This is a genomic window from Bacillus sp. FDAARGOS_1420, from assembly GCF_019344915.1.
GTDB classification, from domain to species: Bacteria; Bacillota; Bacilli; order Bacillales; family Bacillaceae_G; genus Bacillus_A; species Bacillus_A mycoides.
The window spans coordinates 3,558,187-3,572,070 of record NZ_JAHWJB010000002.1 but is presented as its reverse complement, the minus strand read 5'-3'; the positions used below and the strand labels follow the sequence as shown (position 1 = coordinate 3,572,070).

At 37.2% G+C, this 13,884-nt stretch carries 14 protein-coding genes and 2 other annotated features (1 of these 16 only partly in view); of the genes, 11 read left to right on the top strand and 3 right to left on the bottom strand.

Annotated elements, in window-relative coordinates:
- Nucleotides 1-101, top strand: a binding site (T-box leader); it begins 151 nt to the left of the window's first position.
- 52 nt (nt 102-153) lie between these two features.
- From asnS to I6L50_RS28540, 3 genes are all read left to right on the top strand, one after another.
- Nucleotides 154-1,545, top strand: coding sequence for an asparagine--tRNA ligase (gene asnS / locus I6L50_RS28550; RefSeq protein ID WP_002034242.1), 1,392 nt, complete (start codon nt 154-156; stop codon nt 1,543-1,545).
- A 129-nt stretch (nt 1,546-1,674) separates the two neighbouring features.
- Entirely contained in the window at nt 1,675-2,577 is a 903-nt protein-coding gene (locus I6L50_RS28545) for an SDR family oxidoreductase (protein ID WP_219303753.1), read from the top strand.
- Between the two features lie 82 nt (nt 2,578-2,659).
- Complete coding sequence (locus tag I6L50_RS28540; RefSeq protein ID WP_002138569.1) at nt 2,660-2,794, top strand: YuzL family protein; 135 nt, start codon at nt 2,660-2,662, stop codon at nt 2,792-2,794.
- A gap of 42 nt (nt 2,795-2,836) precedes the next feature.
- On the opposite strand, the gene I6L50_RS28535 is transcribed toward I6L50_RS28540, so the two are convergent.
- The 3 genes from I6L50_RS28535 to rnhC form a co-directional block, all read right to left on the bottom strand.
- Entirely contained in the window at nt 2,837-3,088 is a 252-nt protein-coding gene (locus I6L50_RS28535; protein ID WP_002138566.1) for a hypothetical protein, read from the bottom strand.
- 13 nt (nt 3,089-3,101) lie between these two features.
- On the bottom strand, nt 3,102-3,356 hold the full coding sequence (locus tag I6L50_RS28530; protein WP_219303636.1) for a hypothetical protein: 255 nt from the start codon (nt 3,354-3,356) through the stop codon (nt 3,102-3,104).
- Nucleotides 3,357-3,493: 137 nt separating this feature from the next.
- Nucleotides 3,494-4,429, bottom strand: coding sequence for a ribonuclease HIII (gene rnhC / locus I6L50_RS28525; protein WP_215560012.1), 936 nt, complete (start codon nt 4,427-4,429; stop codon nt 3,494-3,496).
- A gap of 123 nt (nt 4,430-4,552) precedes the next feature.
- On the opposite strand from rnhC, the gene zapA reads away from it, so the two are divergent.
- The 8 genes from zapA to I6L50_RS28485 all read left to right on the top strand — a co-directional run bounded on the left by zapA (nt 4,553) and on the right by I6L50_RS28485 (nt 13,853).
- Nucleotides 4,553-4,822: a cell division protein ZapA gene (gene zapA, locus I6L50_RS28520; protein ID WP_002088902.1), complete on the top strand. Its 270-nt coding sequence runs from the start codon at nt 4,553-4,555 to the stop codon at nt 4,820-4,822.
- 2 nt (nt 4,823-4,824) lie between these two features.
- Nucleotides 4,825-5,364: a CvpA family protein gene (locus tag I6L50_RS28515; protein WP_002034246.1), complete on the top strand. Its 540-nt coding sequence runs from the start codon at nt 4,825-4,827 to the stop codon at nt 5,362-5,364.
- Between the two features lie 55 nt (nt 5,365-5,419).
- Nucleotides 5,420-7,138 carry a DNA polymerase/3'-5' exonuclease PolX gene (polX, locus tag I6L50_RS28510; RefSeq protein ID WP_002088901.1) on the top strand — a complete coding sequence of 573 codons (1,719 nt, stop codon included), beginning with the start codon at nt 5,420-5,422 and terminating at the stop codon, nt 7,136-7,138.
- A gap of 19 nt (nt 7,139-7,157) precedes the next feature.
- Entirely contained in the window at nt 7,158-9,518 is a 2,361-nt protein-coding gene (locus I6L50_RS28505; protein WP_219303635.1) for an endonuclease MutS2, read from the top strand.
- Between the two features lie 196 nt (nt 9,519-9,714).
- Nucleotides 9,715-10,404, top strand: a complete 690-nt coding sequence (locus tag I6L50_RS28500) for a 23S rRNA pseudouridine(2604) synthase RluF (RefSeq protein WP_219303634.1) — start codon at nt 9,715-9,717, stop codon at nt 10,402-10,404.
- 107 nt (nt 10,405-10,511) lie between these two features.
- Nucleotides 10,512-10,762 (top strand) — a binding site (T-box leader).
- Nucleotides 10,763-10,875: 113 nt separating this feature from the next.
- Nucleotides 10,876-12,201, top strand: coding sequence for a branched-chain amino acid transport system II carrier protein BrnQ6 (gene brnQ6 / locus I6L50_RS28495; protein ID WP_219303633.1), 1,326 nt, complete (start codon nt 10,876-10,878; stop codon nt 12,199-12,201).
- 459 nt (nt 12,202-12,660) lie between these two features.
- Complete coding sequence (isdC, locus tag I6L50_RS28490; RefSeq protein WP_219303632.1) at nt 12,661-13,371, top strand: heme uptake protein IsdC; 711 nt, start codon at nt 12,661-12,663, stop codon at nt 13,369-13,371.
- Nucleotides 13,372-13,394: 23 nt separating this feature from the next.
- Nucleotides 13,395-13,853: an NEAT domain-containing protein gene (locus tag I6L50_RS28485; protein WP_002067448.1), complete on the top strand. Its 459-nt coding sequence runs from the start codon at nt 13,395-13,397 to the stop codon at nt 13,851-13,853.
- Nucleotides 13,854-13,884 lie beyond the last annotated feature (31 nt).

Below are 13,884 nucleotides of genomic sequence, written 5' to 3'. Positions count from 1 at the left end.
CCGGCCTGTTACAAACCGGGAAGTATGTATTACATACGAGTTAAAGTTGGTCTTTATGACAAATTGGGTGGTACCGCGAAGTTTAACCTTTCGTCCCTTTATGGATGAAAGGTTTTTTTGTATTTAAATATATCAGCAAAGGAGAATTTCACTATGGAAAACACATTAGTAAAAAGTCTGTATAGAGATACAGATAAATACGCAGATCAAACAGTACAAGTATCGGGTTGGATTCGTAACTTACGTGATTCAAAAGCATTTGGTTTCATCGAATTAAACGACGGTAGCTTCTTCAAAGGTGTTCAAATCGTTTTCGATACAGAATTAGAGAACTTCAAAGAAATTGCAAAGCTTCCACTTAGCTCTTCAGTTAAAGTAGAAGGTAAAGTAATTGCAACGCCTGGAGCGAAGCAACCATTTGAAATTAAAGCAGAAAAAATTGATATCGAGGGCTTATCAGATTCTGATTACCCACTTCAAAAGAAGCGTCATACGTTTGAATATTTACGTACAATCGCTCACTTACGTCCAAGAACAAATGCATTCTCTGCAACGTTCCGTGTGCGTTCTATCGCAGCATTTGCGATTCACCAGTTCTTCCAAGAGCGTGGATTCGTACATGTTCACACACCAATCATCACTGGTAGTGACACAGAAGGTGCAGGCGAAATGTTCCGCGTAACAACGCAAGATTTAAACAACGTACCTAAAGGTGAAGACGGACAAGTTGACGAATCAAAAGACTTCTTCGGTAAAGAAACAAACTTAACAGTAAGTGGACAGCTTAATGCTGAAGCTTATGCGTTAGCGTTCCGTGATGTGTACACATTCGGTCCTACATTCCGTGCAGAAAACTCAAACACAACTCGCCACGCAGCTGAGTTCTGGATGGTTGAGCCTGAGATTGCATTCGCTGAGTTAGGCGATGTAATGGATCTTACAGAAGATATGCTGAAATATGCAATGAAATACGTACTAGAGCATGCACCAGAAGAAATGGACTTCTTCAACAGCTTCGTTGATAAAACAGTTCTAGAGCGCATGAACAACGTGATCAACTCTGACTTCGGTCGCATCACTTATACAGAAGCAATTAAAGTACTTCAAGAATCAGGTGCTGAATTTAAATACCCAGTAGAATGGGGTATTGACTTACAAACAGAGCACGAAAGATACTTATCAGAAGAAATCTTCAAACGCCCTGTATTCGTAACTGACTATCCGAAAGACATTAAAGCATTCTACATGCGTATGAACGAAGATGGTAAAACAGTAGCAGCTACTGACCTTCTAGTTCCTGGCATCGGCGAATTAATCGGCGGAAGTCAACGTGAAGAAAGAATGGACGTTTTAGTAGACAGAATTAAAGAATTAGGTATGAACGAAGAGGACTACTGGTGGTACTTAGAACTTAGAAAATACGGCGGTACAAAACACGCTGGATTCGGTCTAGGTTTCGAGCGCTTCCTAATGTACATTACTGGCATGGCTAACATCCGTGACGTAATTCCATTCCCAAGAACTCCAGGTTCTTCTGAGTTTTAAGATAAAAAAAGCGAGAGCAACTGCTCTCGCTTTTTTTGTTTGGAAAAATGTTGTTCATAGGTTCGTTCATCTCTCACATATAGTAAAACGAATGAAATATTTATGGGCAAGGGAAGGGGTTCTTGTACAATGGGGGAAATTCCAAGTCATACAAAGTGGACATTGCGTGACAAGTATATAGTAATCACTGGTGCCACAAGTGGTATTGGATTAGCGGCAGCTAAGGCATTTGCGGAGCGTGGTGCCAAGCTAGGAATTATTGCACGCAACGAGGCAAAAGCGAATGATGCTATGACTCAAATTAAGGATGTAACGAATGGGAATGTGGTGGTAGATTTATTTCTGGCTGATATGGCTTCCCAACAATCTATACGCCGGGTAGCTACTGATATTTTAGAAAGGTGTCCGAGAATAGATATATTAGTGAATAATGCTGGTGCTTTATTTCAAACAAGGCAAATTACGGAGGACGGTTTGGAGATGACCTGGGCAGTAAACCATTTAGGTCCATTCTTACTCACTAATTTGTTGTTGGAGCGTTTAAAAGAAAGTGCTCCTGCTCGTGTCATTACCACCGCATCTCACGGTCACAAAATGGCTAAAAAGGGAATTGATTTCGGTGATCTAGATGCAGAACAACTGTATCGCGGTGTTAAGAAGTTCATGGGCGGTCCTACAATGCGTTATGCGCAAACAAAACTAGCTAACATTTTATTTACCTCTGAATTGGCACAGCGGTTGGAGGGAACGAGTGTTAGTGCTTATAGCTTTGACCCGGGGCTAGTGAATACGAATTTTAACCAGGACAATGGTCTGGTTGCTCGCTTAACTATGGCGGCAATGAAACCTTTCTCTCGTACACCCGAGGAAGGTGCGGAAACTTTAATATGGCTAGCAGAATCAAATGGATTCATTGACCATAGTGGCTGTTACTATGCCGACAAGCAAGTGGGGAAAACATCTGAAGTCGCTTTGGATAGGGATGTCGCAAAACGTCTATGGGACATTAGTGAAAAGCAGACAGGAGGATAAAAGAGTAGCCAGTATATGTTCAGATGGTTATGTTGAATAGTTTTTTACCCTTAAGTAAAAAGTAATCTTGGGGGTGATTGTAATGAGTAAGAAAGTGAAAACAGATCATTCTAGATCAGTCCTAGGTTCTCCAGAGGTGGAAGGACAAGGAACAACAACGCATGAAACCGGTTCTCATAAAGTACCTTCATCAAATAAGAAGCAGAAACGAAGCTAACACAAAAAGGAGAGTCTTGGCGGCTCTCCTTTTTTATATGTATTACATCTTGTTGTTATGAATCTCTTGTGTAATCTTATCCACGTCTTTGTCTAATCGACCTAAATAGAAAAACCACAGTAAGCTTAAAAACACGTAATAGATGGCCATCACACAAAGGTTATCAGATATATTTTCGAATGTAGATTTGGAAGTGAAAAAAGCTCCCCAAATGGTAGAGATAATGAGGTAAGAAAGCGGGCCTACGAGGTGTACGAAAACATATAATAACTTTTTAACCTTTTCAGAGTTCATATGAATTCTCTCCTTATTTAAACAATCCTCTTCTTTTAATCATAAATTCAAGTTCCTCACAGAAGTATTGTAGCTTTACTGGATTATGTATTAATAAGCGGGCAACGTGTTTCACGCTAAATCTTCGAATCCGAAAGTTTAATAAGAAAGATCGGCCATAGCGCTCTATTAAATCGTTGAACACTGGTTGTTCACTTAGTAGCTGAATGTTTTCTCTAATTTCGAACTGTCTTTCGTGTGGATCACCTAGTAAAATATTTAGAATCATTTGTAGAAGTAGTCATAGGAACTCATATGTTTGAAAAATATGTATATTTTAATTATAACAAAAATACATAGGTGATAGTAGAGTGGACTAAAGCGAAACAAAAAACAGGAGTTTGTAGGCTCCTGTTTTTGTCGATACTATTTTAATAAGCGAAACGCCTTCTCTGTATTAGCAAAATGCACTTTCACAAATTCAGGTAGTCTTTCTTTACCGACTTTTTGAATTAATTTAGCAGCGGCAATATCAACTTGTTTACCAGCACCTTTCGGAAGTTGCATACCAGCTTTTTTGCTTAGTTCGTCAAATTGTTTTACGAATGAGTAACGAGCTAAAATGGAAGCGGCGGCTACTGCTAAATGGACACTTTCACCTTTTGTAGCGAAGTAAACATTTTCACGCTGTACCTGTTTTTGTTTCGCTAAATATTTATAGTATGTATCAGGCTGTGTAAATTGGTCGATTAAGATGCCTTCTGGTTTTGTAGGCGCGATTTTTGCCAATAAGTTTGTGATGGCTTTGTTATGCAGTAAAGCTTTTAGTTTACCTTGGTTGTTTCCTTTATCAAATAGCTCGTTATATTTTTCATTATGAAGAACGAGGGAGCTGTAAGGAACAACGTGAAGGAGTTGTTTGGCAATCTCAGCAATTTGAGCATCATTTAAGTTTTTGGAGTCTTTTACACCGAGTTCTTTTAAAAGTGGAATTTGCTTCGCATCCACATATACAGCAACAACTGTCATCGGTCCAAAGAAATCTCCAGTACCTACTTCATCGGACCCTAAAATCGACATTGTACCAATAGAAGAAGGTGGTGCATATTGATGCGAATTGACCGATTTTTTTACAGCGGATTTTGGTGTTTGAGAGACAGTTTGCCAACGAGAAGCCTCTGCTTCAGCACGTCCACCTTGAAACATTACTTTCCCTGATTTATAAGCTGTAATTGTGCAAGATGGAACCTTTGCCATAAAGATACCGCCTTGCGGAATTTTGGGGCTAAGTGCTTGTTTGTATTGTTGTTTCATGTCTTCAATTACTGTAGAACTTGTTTGTATTACGATAGAATTTGACAAAATGGTCGCTCCTTTTTTATGTTGTTATTTTTATCATATCGGATTGTTCTTTCTGTTTCCATATTATGATGGTTCATGGTATGATAAACTTTAGGATTCTGTACGTGATTGGAGGCCGGTGAGTTGTCACAACAAAAGGGAAATAAAAGTCGAATTAATGTAGAAATATATGGCCAACAGTATTCAGTTGTTGGCGATGAAAGTACAAGTCATATCCGCATGGTAGCAGCGATTGTGGATGATAAAATGCGCGAACTCAATGCCAAGAATCCTTCGCTTGATACGAGTAGACTAGCGGTATTGACGGCGGTAAACGTCATACACGATTACATAAAATTAAAAGAAGAACATGAGAAGTTGAAAGAAAGTATGACACAAAAAGGAATGGAATAAACATGATTGATATTATTATCATTTTATTGCTTGTTATGGGATTTTTCCTCGGTTTACGCAGAGGATTTATTTTGCAACTTGTAAAGTTAACAAGCTTTATTATCGCATACCTCGTTGCATACTGGTACTGTAAAGATTTAGCGCCAACGCTTGCGAAATTTATTCCGTATCCATTCGATAAGAATGTATCTGTTCCAGAATGGATAGATGCGAATAATATTGAGGGTGTCTTCTATCAAGCAATTGCGTTTATTGTATTATTTATTATTACAAAAATCGCACTTTCACTACTTGGTAATTTACTGAATATGTTTGCAGAAATCCCAGTTTTAAAGCAAGTCAATGCGGTTGCTGGGGCACTTCTTGGCTTTTTAGAAGTGTATATCATTCTGTTTGTCTTAATTATTGTTGGAACAATTCTTCCAATTGAACAAATACAAACACCATTACAAAAATCATCAATTAGCAAAATAATTGTAGACGATACACCGATTCTTTCTGAAAAGGTGAAGGAACTATGGCAGACAGGTAGCAGAGTGTAACTTCTCTTTTTTCGGAAAGAGAAGTTTTTTTCTATGAAAGAAAGGCGGGGCAATGATGAAAGTGAATAAAAAACAAGTTATCAAATTACTAGAGACAATCGGCCTATTTATGGAACTAAAGGGCGCGAATCCATTTAAAATATCTGCATTCCGTAAAGCGGCGGCAGCACTAGAAAGTGATGACCGTAGTCTTTCTGAAATTGAAGATTTCACAAAGATTCCAGGTATCGGAAAAGGAACAGCAGCAGTTATTCAAGAATATATAGAATCGGGAACATCTGAAGTACTACAAGAACTTGAAAAAGAAGTACCAAGCAGTTTATTACCACTATTAAAACTACCAGGCCTTGGTGGTAAGAAGGTGGCCAAGTTATACAAAGAACTTGGTGTTGTTGATATGGAAACGTTAAAAGCTGTTTGTGAAGAAAATAAAGTACAAGCTTTAGCTGGATTCGGTAAGAAAACAGAAGAGAAAATATTAGAAGCAATTGATCAAGTAGGCTCTCGTCCAGAGCGTTTACCAATTGCGATGGTATTGCCTATTGCCGGGGAAATAGAGGAGAAATTGTCGAATGTTGCTGAAATAATTCGTTTCTCACGCGCTGGTAGTTTACGCCGTGTTCGTGAGACAGTGAAGGACTTAGATTTCATCATTGCAACGACAGAGCCAGCAGTAGTGCGTGAACATTTACTACAATTTGATAATATGATTGAAGTGATTGCAAGTGGAGATACGAAAGTATCTGTTCGTCTTCAATATGAATATGATATTTCAATTGACTTCCGCTTAGTAAAACCAGAAGAATTTATTACAACTCTTCACCATTTCACAGGATCAAAAGACCATAACGTAAAAATGCGCCAAATTGCGAAAGATAGAGGCGAGAAAATTAGTGAATACGGTGTGGAAATCTTAGAGACAGGTGAAGTGAAAACATTCGAAACAGAAGAAGCATTCTTCGCCCACTTTGGCCTTCCATTCATCCCACCAGAAGTGCGTGAAGATGGAAAAGAAATTGAATTAATTAAAGAGTATCCCAACTTAATTCAGTTCTCTGATATACAGGGTGATTTACATATGCATACAACGTGGAGTGACGGTGCTTTTTCAATTGAAGAAATGGTGCAAGCGTGCCGCGCTCGTGGATATAAATTTATGGCAATTACTGATCACTCGCAATACTTGAAAGTAGCAAACGGTTTAACGAAAGAGCGTCTTCGTGAACAAGCGAAAGAAATTGAACGTATGAATGAAAAGTATCCAGACATTACAATTTTGCGCGGGATTGAAATGGACATTTTACCAGATGCGACACTTGATTTTGACGATGAAGTATTAGCAGAACTAGATTATGTCATTGGAGCTATTCACTCTAGCTTCTCACAAGACCGTGAAACGATTATGAAGCGTCTTCGCACTGCACTTGAGAATAAGCATGTCACAATGATTGCCCATCCGACAGGACGTCTTCTTGGGCGCCGTGAGGGTTACGATGTAGATACAGATTTATTAATCCAGCTCGCAAAAGAAACAAATACAGTTTTAGAATTAAATGCAAATCCAAACCGTCTAGATTTAAGCGCGAAATTATTAAAACAAGCACAAGATGCTGGTGTAAAAGTAGCGATTAATACGGATGCCCATACACTTGAAATGTTAGAAGATATGGAAACAGGTGTAGCAGCAGCGCGTAAAGGTTGGATTCAAAAAGATAACGTGATTAACACATGGGATATTGAACGTTTATTAGACTATATTAAACGTAATAAGTAATACAGGGGGGACCTGCAACATGTTAGAACGAACGTTGCGTGTATTAGAATACAATAAAGTAAAAGAACAATTACTTGAACATACAGCATCTTCACTTGGTCGTGATAAAGTGAAGAATTTAGTGCCAAGCACAGATTTTGAAGAAATTGTGGAATTGCAAGAAACAACGGATGAGGCAGCGAAAGTCATCCGTTTAAAAGGACATGTACCACTTGGAGGGATTTCTGATATTCGTGCAAATATTAAGCGTGCGAAAATTGGAAGTATGTTAAGTCCTCATGAATTAATTGAAATCGCAAGTACGATGTACGGTAGTCGCCAAATGAAACGTTTCATTGACGATATGATTGACAACGGTGTTGAGCTTCCAATTTTAGAAACACATGTCGCGCAAATTGTGTCTTTATATGATTTAGAAAAGAAGATTACAAATTGTATTGGTGACGGCGGTGAAGTAGTCGATAGCGCAAGTGACAAATTGCGTGGTATTCGTAATCAAATTCGTACTGCGGAAAGCCGTATTCGTGAGAAATTAGAAAACATGACGCGTTCTTCAAACGCGCAAAAAATGTTATCAGATGCAATTGTAACGATTCGTAACGAACGCTACGTAATCCCGGTAAAACAAGAATACCGCGGCGTATATGGTGGTATTGTTCACGATCAATCTGCTTCTGGACAAACATTATTTATCGAACCGCAAGTAATCGTGGAATTAAATAACGCACTTCAAGAAGCACGTGTGAAAGAAAAACAAGAAGTAGAACGCATTTTAATGATGTTAACGGAAGAAGTAGCAGTGGAAGCTGATATCGTTTTATCAAACGTAGAAGTAGTTGCAAATCTTGATTTTATTTTTGCGAAAGCTCTTTATGCGAAGCGAATTAAAGCGACGAAGCCAATCGTAAATAATGAACGCTACATGGATTTAAAACAAGCACGCCATCCGCTTATTGATCCGGAAATTATCGTGCCAAATAACATTATGCTTGGTAAAGACTTTACAACAATCGTTATTACAGGACCGAATACAGGTGGTAAAACAGTTACACTTAAAACAGTCGGTATTTGTGTCTTAATGGCGCAATCTGGTCTTCATATCCCAGTAATGGATGAATCAGAGATATGTGTATTTAAAAACATCTTTGCTGATATCGGTGATGAGCAATCGATTGAACAAAATTTAAGTACATTCTCTTCTCATATGGTAAACATTGTAGATATTTTAGAAAAAGCTGATTTTGAAAGTTTAGTCCTATTTGATGAATTAGGTGCTGGGACAGATCCGCAAGAAGGGGCTGCACTAGCGATTTCTATTTTAGATGAAGTATGTAACCGTGGTGCTCGCGTTGTTGCAACGACGCATTACCCAGAATTAAAAGCATATGGATACAATCGTGAGCAAGTTATTAATGCGAGCGTTGAGTTCGATGTGAATACATTAAGCCCAACGTACAAATTATTAATCGGTGTACCAGGACGTAGTAACGCCTTTGAAATTTCGAAGCGTCTTGGTTTGTCTGATCGAGTTATTGATCGCGCTCGTAACCATATTAGTACAGATACGAACAAAATCGAAAATATGATTGCAAAGCTAGAAGAAAGCCAAAAAAATGCAGAGCGCGAACGAAAAGAAGCGGAAGAATATCGTAAGCAATCTGAAAAACTTCATCGTGAATTACAACGTCAAATTATTGAATTTAACGATGAGCGCGATGAAAAATTATTAAAAGCGCAAAAAGAAGGGGAAGAAAAAGTCGAAGCTGCAAAGCAAGAAGCAGAAGGCATTATTCAAGAACTTCGTCAATTGCGTAAAGCACAGCTTATAAACGTGAAAGACCATGAGCTTATTGAAGCGAAGAGCCGTCTAGAAGGTGCGGCGCCAGAGCTTGTGAAGAAACAAAAAGTAAACGTGAAAAACACAGCGCCGAAACAACAATTACGATCAGGTGATGAAGTAAAAGTGTTAACGTTCGGTCAAAAAGGTCAATTGCTTGAAAAAGTAAGTGATACAGAGTGGAGCGTACAAATTGGTATTCTGAAGATGAAAGTGAAAGAATCCAATATGGAATACATTAATACACCGAAGCAAACTGAGAAAAAAGCAGTCGCAAGTGTGAAGGGTAGAGATTATCACGTGTCGTTAGAGCTAGACCTTCGCGGCGAACGTTATGAAGATGCAATGATGCGCGTTGAAAAATATTTAGACGATGCACAGCTTGCAAGCTATCCTCGTGTATCAATTATTCACGGTAAAGGAACAGGAGCGCTTCGCCAAGGTGTACAAGATTACTTGAAGAAACATCGCGGCGTGAAAACCTACCGCTACGGTGACATGGGCGAGGGAGGCCTAGGCGTAACAGTTGTCGAATTAAAATAGCAAACAACCAAACAAAAGGGGAAACCATTATATGTTTATGGACAAACTTGCAAAAGTATTGTTAGCTTGTTGCGGAATATTTTTGGTAATTGGGGTTATTTATTTAGTTGTTTTTGCGAAGTAAAGGAGCGTCAATCTTGGCATAATGATATTGCCATGGATTGGCGCTTTTAATCTATAAGAAAAGGAATAAAACATGAAAATCAACCAATACATAAGCGAAGCAAAATCCTGCTCAAGACGTGAAACAGACCGTCTCATTAAAGCAGGACGTGCCTGTATTAACGGTGAAGTATGTACGCACGGTGCACTCGTTAATGAAGGTGATATTGTAACGATTGATGGGCAAGTTATTGCAAAAGAAGAGAAAGAAAAGGTGTATATTGCCTTCCATAAACCAGTCGGAATTACTTGTACAGCAGCCGAACATATTGAAGGAAACATTATTGATTATATCGATTATCCAGAACGAATCTTTCCTGTTGGACGATTAGATAAAGCATCGGAAGGACTCATCTTATTAACGAATGACGGTGCGATTGCGAATCAAATTTTGCACGGTGATCATGAGCATGAGAAAGAATATGTTGTCACTGTTGATAAGCCGTTTACAGATTGGTTTATTGATGAGATGTCCAGCGGTGTAAAGATTAAAGATGGAATGACGAAGCCATGTAAAGTGACGAGAGTTAATCAGTCTACATTCCGCATCGTTTTAACGCAAGGAATGAATAGGCAAATTCGTAGAATGAGTCGTGCTTTCGGATTTACTGTAACAAAGCTAAAGCGAGTGCGCATTATGAATATAGAGCTAAATGAGCTTGAAGCTGGAAAATGGCGAGACATTACACCTGAGGAATTAGAAATATTAATAGGGCAGTTATAGGGAGGAAAGTTTTCTCCCTATATTTTTTTGTCAGAAAAAATAAAACTATTGATTTTTTAAAAAATAGCCCATATAATAAAAAACAACAAGTTTCGACAACATATTTTATAAAAGTAATGATGAGGACATGAGTTGTTTTTGACGATTCTCAGAGAGGGAAGCCTTAGGCTGTGAGCTTCCTAATACGGAAAGACAAACTTACCACCTCTAAACTTCAAGAGTGAACTGCAGATGCATTGTAATTCTTGGCGGATAAAACCGTTATCAATTTACACGAGCTATAAAATGAGCTTATTTCGTTATAAATTCATTTTATTAGAATAAGGGTGGAACCACGATTTCAACACTCGTCCCTTTGTTAGGGACGGGTGTTTTTTGCGTTCTTTTACGGGGAAGTATGCTTGAAAGAGGATATGTGACGGATTTTAATTCAGAATATTTTGTCAATGAAATAATTAGGAGGTAGTAGAAATGAAGTCATCTTTAAAGTTTTCTGAGATGTTTGCAATAAGCTTAATGTTATTTGCACTGTTTTTCGGTGCCGGTAATATGATTTTCCCACCAGCGTTAGGGCAAGGTGCTGGAACAGATGTATGGATCGCGTTATTTGGCTTTATCGTAACAGGTGTAGGACTGCCTTTATTAGGAGTTATTGTTATAGCTCTAAAGGGAGATATTAATGAATTAGCAGGACGTGTACATCCTGTATTCGCGCTAATTTTCATTACTGCAATTTATTTATGTTTAGGCGTATTTGTTAGTGTGCCACGTACAGGGACTGTTGCTTATGAAATGAGTGTTGCACCGTTTTTACCAAGTGAGATAGCTGGTCAATCCTATCCACTTGTTATCTTTACATTTATTTTCTTTGCAGTAACTTTCTATTTAGCATTAAACCCATCGAAATTAGTCGGGCGCATTGGTAAAGTGTTAACTCCAATTTTATTAGCTGTTATTGCAATTATTGTAGCGAAAGCAATTATGACTCCAATGGGAGAGTTTGGTGCCCCTACAGAAGCGTATAGTGCCCCGCTCTTTAAAGGTTTTATTGATGGATATTTAACTTTAGATGGACTTGCAGCACTTGTTTTCGGAAATGTTGTGATCAATGCTTTAAAAGCAAAAGGCATTACAAATAAGAACAGTATTGCGAAAGTAACAATCTTTGCAGGATTTATTGCAGCACTTGGCTTACTTCTTGTTTATTTAGCACTTGCTTACCTTGGAGCTTCTAGTGTTTCACTTGGAATGGGAGCAAACGGTGGAATTATTTTAACAAACGTCGTGAATCATTTATTTGGTAGCTACGGAACATTATTACTAGGTATCGCAATTACAGCAGCATGCTTAACAACTTCTGTCGGTATTGTAGCAGCTTGTGGAGAATATTTTTCTTCGATATTACCAAAGCTTTCTTATCAAAAAGTCATTTTCATTTTCTCTGTATTAGCATTTATGGTAGCAAATCTTGGTTTAACTCAGTTAAACGCATTAGCATTACCAATCTTAATCGCAATTTACCCAATTGGTATCGTACTGATTGTATTATCACTTGTTGAAAACTATATTCGTCTTCCATTAGCTATGTATGTAGGCGGTATTGTAGGCGCATTTGCAATTAGCTTCTTTGATGGATTGCATAATGCAAATCTTCAAGTAGCGGCCCTTGCTCCTATTTTAGATAAAATTCCATTATATAGTGTAGGGATTGGTTGGTTAGTTCCGGGTATCATTGGAATTGCAATTGGATATGTAGTTTCTTTATTTCAAAAGCAAGAAATTGCTGTAGAAAAATAAGGGAAAGAGGCTTTCTTTAAAAGAAAGCCTCTTTTTTTGTAGAAAAATTATATATAGAAGAATTCAGATATTAAAAATTTTATACGTAATATAGTTGACAAAAAAATTACCAGTAGGCTAAGATTGACTTAGTTGTGGAAATATTGGAAGGGAAGAGGTTTTCTATGACTATATCATTTTTGTAAGAAGAGGTGATAGAACGATAGAATTAGGCGGTTTATTTTTTTTGAAATTCGTTGAGAATGATAATCAATAAAATGATGAAAGAGTTTTATGTTTATTCTTATAGGAAAAATTGGTGGGATTATTTTTTTGTCTACCAATGAGAATGATAATCAATATATTTCTAACTACATAGTGTTACTCGTTATAAAATAGAGATAGAAAGATTATTTTTTTCTTATATATTGAGAATAATTATCATTTTTAAAAAAGAAAAACAAGGAGGCAGTAAGGTAAATGAGAAAGTTTTCGGTATTACCCGCTTTTATTATGACATTCGTATGTATGCTAGCTTTTCTCGTAGTGCCATTCGGACAAGCTTCGGCAAATGTAGCTGACGGTACTTACGATATTAACTATGTCATACAAAAAGCAGAAAATGATTCAGCTTCAATGGCAAATGATTATTTTGAAAAACCAGCTAAGTTAATTGTAAAAAATGGTGAGATGAGAGTACAAATTCCTATGAATCATAGTGCTTGGATTACAGAATTTAAAGCACCAGAGAACGGGAACTTTGTTGATGCAAAAGTTGTTAGTAAAGATGAATCTGCAGATAAAAGAACTGTAGAGTTTAAAATAGACGACTTATCTAAACCAGCAGCTGTAAAAATTCATGTTGTTGTACCGAACGTAAATTATGACCATAACTACACAATTCGCTTTGCGTTTGATGCAAATGTAAAAGCAGTAGGTGGAGAGAATAAGGCAACTGCTGCAACAAAAAATGAAGATCAAACTCAAAAAAATACACAGGCAAAAGAAGAAGTGAAGAAAGAAGAGAGCAAAGAAACAAACAAAGATGTAAATAAAGGAACAAATGAAAGTGGGAAAGCTGAAAAAACAGATAACCCAAAAACAAGTGATGAAGCACGTATCGGATTATTTGCAGCATTACTTCTTATTTCAGGTGTTTTCTTAATTCGTAAAGTGAAGTTAGGTAAATAAATCTTTGGAAGGGCGATGAATATATGTTTAAACAATTTAAAATGATTATTGCCGTATTTGCTGTCTTATTTACGTTTATAGCAACACTAGGGTTACAAGATGCAAAAGCTGCTACACAACTAGCTGATGGAAAATATAATATTGCTTTTACTGTATGGAAAGGCGATAAAGATGAATCATCTAGAATGAATAGTTATTTTGAAAGTCCAGCAACATTAACAGTTAAAAATGGAAAACAATACGTTTCATTGAAAGTGAAAGATAGTGTTTCTATTAAAAGTTTCCAAGTAGAAAAAGATGGTCAATTTTTAGAAACAACAGTCTTAAGTGAAAACAAAAAAGAGAATACTAGAGTAGTAGAATTTGAAGTTGCTGACTTGTCAGAAAAACTAAAAGGAAAGGTGAAAATTAACATCCCAATTATTAATTATAACGCTTCATATGATATTCGTTTTGTATTTGATGGGAACAGCATTAAATAATTGGAAATTTTTTAAAAAGGAGAGTCATTCT